This is a genomic window from Kitasatospora sp. NPDC058243, assembly GCF_042882025.1.
Classification (GTDB): Bacteria; Actinomycetota; Actinomycetes; order Streptomycetales; family Streptomycetaceae; genus Kitasatospora.
This window is the reverse complement of the sequence record NZ_JBHVWW010000048.1, coordinates 8,753-18,420: the sequence shown is the minus strand read 5'-3', so window position 1 is coordinate 18,420 and position 9,668 is coordinate 8,753. Positions and strand designations below refer to the sequence as shown.

The window sequence follows — 9,668 nt, the reverse complement described above, 5'->3', positions numbered from 1 at the left end:
GGAGAAGAGATGGGTTCCCTCCAGGGTCCTGGCCCCACCTCCGACTCTTTGCTGCTTTCCCCTCTTTTTCCCGGTCCCCGAGGCACGGGAACTCCGCCGGGACGTCGGGCGTTGCCCGGTCGGGGTGTGCTCAGGAGCGCTGGGCTCAGTAGCGCTGGGCCTTCACCACGACCGGGACCAGGGCCAGATCGGCCGGCTGGCGGCTGAAGGCGATCGGACTGGCCTTCCCGCCCGGGGCCAGGTTCTCGGCGCCGACGATCGCCGAGTCGACGGCGTGGCCCGACGCGTCGGTGAAGTCCACCTGGACCGCGTAGGAAGCGGCCTCGCGGGTGCTGTTGACGATGGTCACGACGGCGGCGTGGAGGCCGCCGGTGGTGGATCGCGGCACGCCGGTCAGGGTGATGTCGGCGGTGGCGTTGCCGGGGCCCTCCACGGTCTTGAGCACCTCGGTCGCCTTCGCCCGGTTCTGCGCGGCCTGCGCGTCCGCCGATGCCTCGAACGCGGAGGCGGCGGCCGCCGCCGAGGCCGAGCGTGCGGCTACCGAGGCCGAGGCCGACTCCAGCGCGGAGGCGAAGGCGGAGGGCGGCTCCCCGGAGAAGCTCGACGGGTTGGGTGCCTCCGACAGCGTCGCCCCCGCCGCGTTCGTCGGCGTCGCGGGCCCGGAGGAGCTCCCGGATGAGCACGACGCCACGAGGAGGACGGCCGTTCCTGCCGCCGCGGCCAGGGCGGCCACTCTCCGCGGCAGCCGGGGGCCGTTGCCCTGGCTGGTGTACAGCGTACGCATCACGCACAACCCTCCGGTCATCCCGTCATCCGTTCGGCCGTCGGTGGGCACATGCAAGCCTGCGGCCGCCCGGTTCGTGCTCTCCATGCTTTGTTCTGCACGCCCGGACCACGAGCGGTGCTGGGCCGTCCGGACGCACGGAGCATTTTCGGCGGGCGGTGGCGGCCGGGCGACCCGCCAGGCCGGCGCCTGCCGACACCGGCAGCAGCCGCCCAGGTGCCCCGCCGCCGAGGAAGGGGACCGCCAGGCCGTGCGCCCGGATGTAGCCCGGTCGGGTTGAGCGGGGAATCGGCCGGTTCCGGGGAGGGTACGGAGTAGCGGACTTCGAAGCGGCGCCGGACACGGCGGAGAAGTCAGGAGAACGCGGACGAGGGCGAGAACGCCGGATTCCGCATCCAACACCCGTAGTTGACGTTCCGTCCCACCGTCGGCGGCCATCGCGCACGGTGTGGGCGGTTGCTGTGTGTCGTCCCCGTCGCGGCCTGTGTCGTGTGCCTGTTCCCCCTTCCCCGCCGTGGCGCCCCCTCTGCTCCCTCCCCACGAAACCGGAGTACTGAATGCGTGTGCGAACGATGCTCGCCGCCTCCCTGGCCTGCGCCCTCCCGATCACCGGACTGACCGCCGCAGGCGGCGCCGCTGCCGCGCAGCCGGTGAACGCGCAGTCCGTGCGGGCGGCGGCGGTCGTTCCCGACGACTGCCCGCCGCCGCCCGACGCCACCGAGTCGCCGATGGCCGGAAAGTATTACTGCTCCCAGGAGAGATTCGGGCCGGCCGCCATCCCGAACGACGAGCCGGCCGCCACGCTGCTGAGGGGGTACCAGCGCTTCGGCGGGCTCAGTGCCAGCCACTTCGTCCAGCTGTACTACGACGCGACGGACAAGCGTTGGGCGTACGCGCCCGACCGTGGCTTCCAGCGGCTCGACGGCAAGCTCGACCAGACGGTGTACACGGTGCCGATCGGGACCAAGCTGATCCGGTTCGGCGACATCCTCAACGGCGGCGGGTACCTCGCCGATCCCGGAACGCCCTTCGTCCAGATGGCGGTGACACCCGACGCCCTCAACGGCGGCTACCACTGCCTGCGAGCCGAGGCGGTGTTCAAGGTGCAGAAGGGGCACGTGGCCGCCTTCTACGGGATGCCCGGCGGAGGCGTGCAGGAGTGGCTCGACCCGAACCTCGCGCCCGCAGGGCTCGAGGGCGGCTACAAGGTCAACAACCTCATCGCCAAGGGCTACCTCAGCGAACTCCCGGCAGAGCGGTGCAACGTCACCCCCACCGGTTCCTGACCGGCAGCAAGCAGAGCGCCGACGGCGGCCTGCGGAGAGGCTGACGGCAACCTCTGGATCGCCCCTGCCCCCGCTGCTGCTGGGGGGTAGGGGCGACTCCGCCGTCCCCGTCGGAGCGGGGAGGTGCGGTCAGAGCAGCCGGTCGCGGTGGCGGGCGGCGGTTTCGCGGACGAGGCGGGCGAAGTTCTCGCGGCTCTGGCGCCGGTGCTGTGCGGCCCGTTCGTCGTCCAGGTCCGCGTCGTCCGGGTGCGCGTCGTCCGGGCCTGCGTCGTCCGGGTCTGCGTCGTCGGTGCCGAGGTGCTCTTCGTCGAGGTCGTCGTACTCGGTGTGGAGGACCCAGCAGCCGTGGATGCCGGCGAGGAGGTCTTCGAGGAGGTCGCGGGCGGGGCGCCTGGGGTCGAGGGGGGTGAGGCGCAGGCCGGTGTCCTCCGGGTCGGTCTCCTCGTCGTCGGTGTAGTCCTCGGTGTAGTCGTCGAGGGCCCCGTCGAGGTCCTCGAGTTGTTCGCGCAGGCCGGCAGGGTCGGGGAGGAGGCCGTCGGCGATGTGGAGGGCGTGGCGGACGAGGCCGGTGACGGCGTCGTGGGGGGTGTGGCCGGCGTCGAGGAGTTCGAGGACGAGGGTGGGGGTCTGGTGCGGGAGGTCCTCGATGTTGTCGGCTTCGAGCAGGACGGCGGTGGCGTCGTGGCCGGAGGCGTCGGCGGCGACCTCGGCCGCGGCGGCGAGCCAGTGCGCGGCCGCGACGGCGGCGGCGGTCGGGTCGATGTCGGAGAAGAGGGCGAGGGAGCCGAAGGGGTTCTGCTCCAGCAGGTGGTCGGCGGCGGCGACCTGGACGGGGGAGGCGTCCTCGCGGCTGAGCAGGACGGCCTGCTGGGCGCGGCCGGTGAGGTTGCCGAGTTCGGCGCTCTCGACGGCGGTGAGTTCGGCGACGGTCTCGGCGAGGACGGCCTTCGTCAACTCGGGTTCGTCGAGGGCGTGCAGGGCGCGGCCGGCCTGGTGGGCGGATTCCAGCAGGGGACTGTAGGAGACGGTGAGCAGGCCGCCGTGGGGCAGGTTCGGCGCGGCCACGGCTTCGGCGACGTCGCTGAAGGTGTCGCGTTCCTGTTCGCGGCGCCAGCCTTCGGTGTCGGGTTCGAGGGAGCCGGCGGCGCTGGCGGGGTGGGTGTAGGTGCGCCAGGCCGCTTCCGACAGGCGGGTCAGTACGCCGGCCAGGCGCAGGAGCGTGGCGCTGGGTGCGTCGGCCGGGAGGGCGGTGATCCGGGTGGCGAGGTCGCCTTCGCCGGTTCCCCAGGTGGCGATGAGCTCGTGCCGGTTCGGGTCGACGCTGTAGCGGGTCATGATGCCTACCTTCGGGGACGCGCGGCTGATTGCTCGGCTGACGGCAATTCTGGCGCATCGTCAGGTGGCGGCGGGCGAAGCCCAGCCCGGGCGCGAGCGCGGGAGCCTCGCGCCCGGTCCCGTTTCACAGCAGCAATCGGCCACGGGTCTCGGGCATCCAGCGGGCCAGGGCCAGGGCGGACGCCGCGCTGATCGCCGCGTACACACCGAACGCCCCGCCGAGCGACAGCTCCTGCACGAGGGGGAGGAACGTGGTCGCCACGACGAAGTCGGTTGCCCAGTGGGCCGCGGTGGCCAGGCTCATCAGGACCCCGCGGGCACCTGCCGGGTAGATCTCGGCGATGTAGACCCAGAAGACGGCGGCAGGGCCCACTGCTCCCGCCATGATGAAGACGCACAGCAGCGCCGCGGTCGGCGCCCCCGTGTGCCCGAGTGGCTGCGCGACCGCGATGCCGACGGCCGCGACCGCCATGACCAGCAGTCCTCCGATCATCGTCTTCCGGCGGCCGACCCGGTCGAGCAGGGCGATGGTGACGACGGTGGCGGCCACGTTGCACAGCCCGACCAGGACGGCTCCCCGGATGCCTCCGGCAGCGGTCATGCCGCTGCCCCCCAGGATGGTCGGCACGTAGTAGATCGCGGTGTTCAGACCGGTCAGATGGACCAGGACGGCGATCGCCAGTCCCAGTGCGACCCAGCGGGGACCGGCCAGCGCGCAGGCCTGCCGGAGGCTCGCGGCGGGGGCGGCGACGGGCCGGGCGACGGTTGCGGTCGCGGAGCCGGCGGTGGGCCGGGTGGCGGTCGCCGTCGCGGGGCGGCCACCGGGTCGGGCGGCTGCGCCGCCAGGGTCGGGCGGAGACAGGCGCCGGGCGGCGCTGGCCGCCCGGGCGGTGTCTCCCCTGGAGTGCAGCCAGTCGGGCGATTCGGGCACCAGGCACATGCCGACCAGCAGCACGCAGGCGGGCAGGAGCCCGAGAGCGAGCATCCAGCGCCAGGCCCCCGAGGGTTCCAGGAGATAGGCCACCACGTAGGACAGCAGGAGCCCGATCGTGATCATGAGTTGGTTCAGTGTGACGAGCGCGCCGCGCCGGGCGGGCGGAGAGATCTCGGAGATGTACAGCGGGACCGCGAACGAGACGGCCCCCAGGGCGAGTCCGACGAGGAACCGCCCGATGAGGAGCGTGGTGGAGCCCGAGGCCGCCGCCGAGGCCGCCGTTCCGAGGGCGTACACGGCTGCGGCGGCGCCGATGACCGGCCGGCGTCCGAACCTGTCCGCCAGCCGCCCGCTGGTGAGGGCGGTGAGCGCCGCGCCGAGGAGGGCGGCCGACACGACCGCCCCCTGCTGCCACGACGACAGGGTGAAGATGTCGGCGACCAGCCACAGGACTCCGGCGATCACCCCGATTCCGTAGCCGAACAGCAGCCCTCCGACGGAGGCGACGCACACGGTCAACAGCCGTGCGGCGCCCGGGGGGACGGGCGCCGTCATGGCGACACCCCTGCGCCGCCGTCGACATGGTCGCAGGACGGGGCCAAGCCCATGGGATGCCCTTCTTCGAAGTGCCGTAGGCAGGGGTGGGGCGAGGCCGGGTCAGGCCGCCGGGAATCCGCCGCCCACGCCGATGACCGACCCCGACCCCGGATACCGAGTCGAGGCGATCACCCGCTTCGCGATCCGGGAGCAGACTACCGGCGTCACCGGCCGACCTGTCGCAACCCGGGCACTCCCCGACGTACCGTCAGAAACGTCTTACGGTCGGATCAACGCGAGGACCTCGTCCCGGAGGTGCTCCATGGTCTCCTGGTCGTGCGCCTCCACGTTGACCCGAAGGACCGGTTCGGTGTTCGAGGGGCGCAGGTTGAACCGAATTCCGCCCGGCAGGCCGACCGTCAGACCGTCGAGCCGGTCCGTGGTCACCCCGGCCCGGTGCCGGTATCGCTCCTCCACCTCCCGGATCGTGGCCGCGACGTCGGCGACGACGCAGTTGAGTTCGCCGGACAGCGCGAACCGGCTGTGCGCGGCGATCACGGCGGACAGCGGCCGGTCCTGTCCACCGAGGGCGGCCAGCACGTGGAGCGCGGCGAGCATGCCGCTGTCGGCACGCCAGAAGTCCCTGAAGAAGTAGTGTCCGGAGTGTTCTCCGCCGAACACCGCGTCGTGCTGCGCCATGAGCGCCTTGACGTGGGAGTGCCCCACGCGGGACCGGAACGGGCGTCCGCCGTGGCGGCGGATGCTCCGCACCGTGGCCTCGGCGGTGATCAGGTTGTACACGACGGCCGAGCCGGGGTGCCGTGCCAGCTCCCGGCCTGCGATCAGGCTGATGACGGCGGACGGTGAGATCGGCTGACCGCCTTCGTCGACGAAGAAGCAGCGGTCGGCGTCACCGTCGAAGGCGAGCCCGATGTCGGCCCCCTGCCTGCGGACCTCGGCCTGGAGGTCGACGAGGTTCCTGGGGTCGATGGGGTTGGCCTCGTGGTGGGGGAACGTGCCGTCGAGTTCGAAGTAGAGCGGGACGAGGTCGACGGGCAGGCCCGCGAAGACCTCCGGGGCGGTCAGGCCGGCCATGCCGTTGCCCGCGTCGGCGACGACCTTGAGGGGCCGGATCCCGGTGAGGTCGACGAGCTGCCGCAGGTGTGCCGCGTACTCCTGGAGGAGTGGTCTTTCCGTACGGGCGCCGCGGGACGCGGCGGGTGTGGCGCGTTCCCCCGCCACGAGCCAGTCGCGGATCCGGCCGAGGCCCGTGTTCTCCCCGAGGGGGGCCGCGCCGCTCAGGCACAGCTTGATGCCGTTGTCCTTCGCGGGGTTGTGGCTGGCGGTGATCATGGCGCCGGGAAGTCCGAGCGATCCACTGGCGTAGTAGAGGTAGTCGGTGGAGCCGAGCCCGGCGTCGATGACGTCGGCACCGGCCCGGCGGGCGCCGTCGCTGAACGCCCGCACCAGCATGGCGGAGGACGGGCGCATGTCTCTGGCCACCACCACCTGCGGGGCGTTGGTGAACCGGATGAACAGGCCGCCGATGCGTTCCGCGACCTCGCCGTCGAGTTCGGCGGGGACTTCCCCGCGGATGTCGTAGGCCTTGACCAGCCGCGCGTAGTCGGACACGGTCACCCCTTCACGAGGCCGAGGTCGGGGCTGCGGACGCCGACTGCCGACGGCGTGCCACGGCCACCCGGTAGCCGTCCAGGGTGTCCGCGACCATCTTCCGGCTGCTGAACTCCCGTTCCGCCGTGGTGCTCGCGTTGGCCGCCAGCTCGGCGGCCAACGCCTCGTCGGTGAGCACCCGCAGTATCCCTGCGGCCAGTGCGGGCGGGTCGGCCGCCGGCACAAGCAGGCCGTCGACGCCGTCGGTGATGACGTCGCTGATGCCGATGACGCGGGTGCCGACGACGGGCTTGCCGGCGCGCATCGCCTCGACCACACTGAACGGCAGTCCCTCCGCCAGGGAGGGCTGGACCACCAGATCCGCCGCGGCGTAGACGGCAGGCATCGCCTCGGCGCCGAAGTCCTGGCGGAGAGTGACCAGTTCTGCCACACCCTCGTGTTCGAGCCGGCCCCACACGCTCTTCTCGTACGCGTAGTCCGAGACCCTCCCCGCCAGGAGCACCCGCACCTCGGGCAACTCCGCCGCGACCAGGGGCAGTGCCGCGGCCAGGTCGAGCTGGGCCTTGCGGGCGGACATCCGGCCCGGGAGGACGATCAGCCGCTGGTCGGGGGCAACGCCGAGTTCGGTGCGCAGTGCGGAGCGCAGGTTCCGGGCCACGTCGTCCGGTGGCGCGTCGGGAACGCCGTTGTGGACGAGCCTGATGCGGTCGGCGGGGGCGCCGAAGCGGGCGGCGCGCTCGGCGAAGAAGCGGCTGGGGACGAAGTGCATGTCGACGGGGAGGGTCTGGTACGACAGGCGGCACCGGCCGCGGCCGAACCGCTCCAGGTCGGGGTTCTGCTCGTGCAGCGAGCACACCAGTGCGGCGTCCGTTTCGAGCGCCACGATGCTCGCGAGGATGAGCGTCTCATGGCTGTTGGCGTGGACGACGTCGAAGCTCTCGCCCTGGAGCACGGCCCCCAGTTCGTCGAGGACGGAGTACTGCATCTGTCGCCATCTCACCTTGTCCCGGGCGTCCACGCGGTCCGCGAAGTCGCGCAGCCGCACGACCCGCCCCGCGTCCTCCTCGCGCTCCCCGGGCAGGTCGTCCAGCCATGACCCGTCGGTCGCGATGACGACGTCGTGGCCGTCGGCCACCAGCCCTTCGCACAACAGCCGCGCATAGGTCTCGGCCCCGCCGTGCAGGGGCTCGTAACTGGAGGTCAGCATCAGGACTTTCATCGGTCCGCCCTTTCGGTGAGCCAGGGAATGAGCCCACGGCCGGCGTCCTCGCCGGCCTCGCGCAGCGAATCGGGAGTGCCCACGTCCCGCCAGTAGCCGGTGAGCCGGTGCGCCCCCACGCGTTCGCCGGCGGCCATCAGTGCGGGGGCGAGCTCCCTGGCGTAGTCGTAGACGACGCCTTCGGGGATGTGCGCGATGATGCGGGGGTCCAGGCAGTACACGCCGGCGCTGATCCAGTGCGTCTCGTCGTCGGGGACGTCGGGCTTCTCCCGGGCGCCGCGGATCCGACCATCGGGGTCGATGTCCAGCACGCCGTAGCGGCGGGCCTGCCGGATCCGCGTACAGGCGAACGTCAGGGCGTAGCCTCCGCGCGTGTGCGCGTCGACGAGCCGTTGGAGCGGCTCGCCCATGATGACGTCGCAGGACGTGACGAGTACGGCGTCGAAGGCGGCGAGTTCCTCGTGGAACAGCCGTAGCGCCCCGGCGGGCCCGGTGAGGCGGGGCTCGGTCCGGGCGTGGACGGGCACCTTCACCGTGGTGCCGTCGAGGAAGCGAAGGACCTGCTCGGCCTGGTAGTGCAGATTGAGGTAGACGTCCGTGACGTCGGTCTCGGCACACCGGTCCAGCAGGTGTCCCAGCAGCGGCCTGCCCGCCAGGGGCAGGAGCGGCTTGGGCGTCTGGGCGGTGAGTGCTCCCATCCGGCTGCCGCGCCCGGCTGCCAGGATCATCCCCGCCAGCCTCATCCCGTCTGCCCCGTCTGCCCCGTCTGCCCGGTCTGACCGGTCTGCCCCGCCTCGGGCGAGGCCTCCGTCGGCAGGGGGCGTGCGGCCAGCCAGGACACGACGGAGTCGACCCCGTCCTCCAGCGTCGTCCGGGCGGTCCAGCCCAGTTGGGCCTGGGCGCGGGAGGGATCCAGGCACCCCCTGCGCACTTCTCCCGCCAGCGGCGGCCCGAAGCGGGGCGGCAGCGAACGGCCGGTCCGCTTCTCGACCGCCTGGTGGATGTCCAGGACCGAACTCTCCCCGCCCTTCCCGATGTTGATCAGACCGTGCCCCTGGTCCATGGCCCGCACGAACGCATCGGCCACATCGCTCACATGCACGTAGTCGCGCGTCTGCAGGCCGTCCCCGTTGATGACACAGGTCTGCCCGGAGAGCATGCGCTGCGCGAAGATGGAGACGACTCCCGCCTCACCGAACGGGGTCTGGCGGGGGCCGAAGACGTTGCCGAGGGCGAGCGCGACGTAGTCCAGGCCGTAGGTCTCGTGGTAGAGGCGCAGATAGTCGACGGCGACGGACTTGGTCAGTCCGTAGAAGGAGCTGGGCACACGGCCCGCGGATTCCTTGATGGGCACCCCGTCCTCACCGGCGGGCCCGTAGATCGTCCCGCCGCTGGAGGCGAACACGACCTTGCGGCTGCGGCTGCGCCGCGCCGCTTCGAGCATCCGGACCAGGCCGATGACGTTGACCTGGGCGTCCAGCAGGGGATCCCGCATCGACACCTTCACGCTGAACTGCGCGGCCAGCAGCAGCAGCACCTCGGGCGCGAAGTCCTCCACCGCGGCCGCGGTGGACTCGTCGACCACGTCGGCCGTGAGAATGCTCAACTCGGGCCAACGGGCCTCGCTCTCGGCGAGATTGGCCCGATCGCCCGTGGAGAAGTCGTCCACCACCAGGACGCGGTGTCCCTGGGCGCACAACCGGTCGACGATGTGCGAGCCGATGAACCCGCCGCCACCCGTGACGACAACCTTGCTCATGCCTTGGTCCCCTCTCGTGGTTCGCGAATGTGTGTCACACCCGGAGCGGCCTGGGCAAGCGTGGGGTCCGCGTTGCCCACACCCCACACGAACCCCTCTTGGTGTGGGCGCGTGCGGTTCGTTCCCCGGGGAAAAAACAAAAGGGCACCGGTTGGGGGTGGCCGCTTCCCCACTCCCCCACC

The 9,668-nt window shown here is 72.0% G+C and carries 8 protein-coding genes; 1 reads left to right on the top strand and 7 read right to left on the bottom strand.

Annotated elements, in window-relative coordinates; translation table 11 throughout:
- Positions 1-145: 145 nt before the first annotated feature.
- Positions 146-784, bottom strand: coding sequence for a hypothetical protein (locus ACFVX9_RS26935; RefSeq protein ID WP_380380416.1), 639 nt, complete (start codon positions 782-784; stop codon positions 146-148).
- A gap of 557 nt (positions 785-1,341) precedes the next feature.
- Here ACFVX9_RS26935 and ACFVX9_RS26930 point away from each other — a divergent pair.
- Complete coding sequence (locus ACFVX9_RS26930; protein ID WP_387983905.1) at positions 1,342-2,070, top strand: TNT domain-containing protein; 729 nt, start codon at positions 1,342-1,344, stop codon at positions 2,068-2,070.
- Positions 2,071-2,199: 129 nt separating this feature from the next.
- Here ACFVX9_RS26930 and ACFVX9_RS26925 read toward each other — a convergent pair whose 3' ends face one another.
- The 6 genes from ACFVX9_RS26925 to ACFVX9_RS26900 all read right to left on the bottom strand — a co-directional run bounded on the left by ACFVX9_RS26925 (position 2,200) and on the right by ACFVX9_RS26900 (position 9,486).
- Entirely contained in the window at positions 2,200-3,405 is a 1,206-nt protein-coding gene (locus ACFVX9_RS26925; RefSeq protein WP_387983903.1) for a hypothetical protein, read from the bottom strand.
- Positions 3,406-3,529: 124 nt separating this feature from the next.
- Entirely contained in the window at positions 3,530-4,894 is a 1,365-nt protein-coding gene (locus tag ACFVX9_RS26920; protein ID WP_387983900.1) for a sugar porter family MFS transporter, read from the bottom strand.
- 261 nt (positions 4,895-5,155) lie between these two features.
- A complete protein-coding gene (locus tag ACFVX9_RS26915) occupies positions 5,156-6,508 on the bottom strand; it encodes a phosphomannomutase/phosphoglucomutase (protein WP_380380408.1) in 1,353 nt (450 codons plus the stop codon).
- Positions 6,509-6,518: 10 nt separating this feature from the next.
- Positions 6,519-7,715, bottom strand: coding sequence for a glycosyltransferase family 4 protein (locus ACFVX9_RS26910; RefSeq protein ID WP_387983897.1), 1,197 nt, complete (start codon positions 7,713-7,715; stop codon positions 6,519-6,521).
- Between the two features lie 8 nt (positions 7,716-7,723).
- On the bottom strand, positions 7,724-8,455 hold the full coding sequence (locus ACFVX9_RS26905) for an NDP-sugar synthase (protein WP_380380404.1): 732 nt from the start codon (positions 8,453-8,455) through the stop codon (positions 7,724-7,726).
- 11 nt (positions 8,456-8,466) lie between these two features.
- Positions 8,467-9,486: an NAD-dependent epimerase/dehydratase family protein gene (locus ACFVX9_RS26900; RefSeq protein WP_063345967.1), complete on the bottom strand. Its 1,020-nt coding sequence runs from the start codon at positions 9,484-9,486 to the stop codon at positions 8,467-8,469.
- Positions 9,487-9,668: the final 182 nt, after the last annotated feature.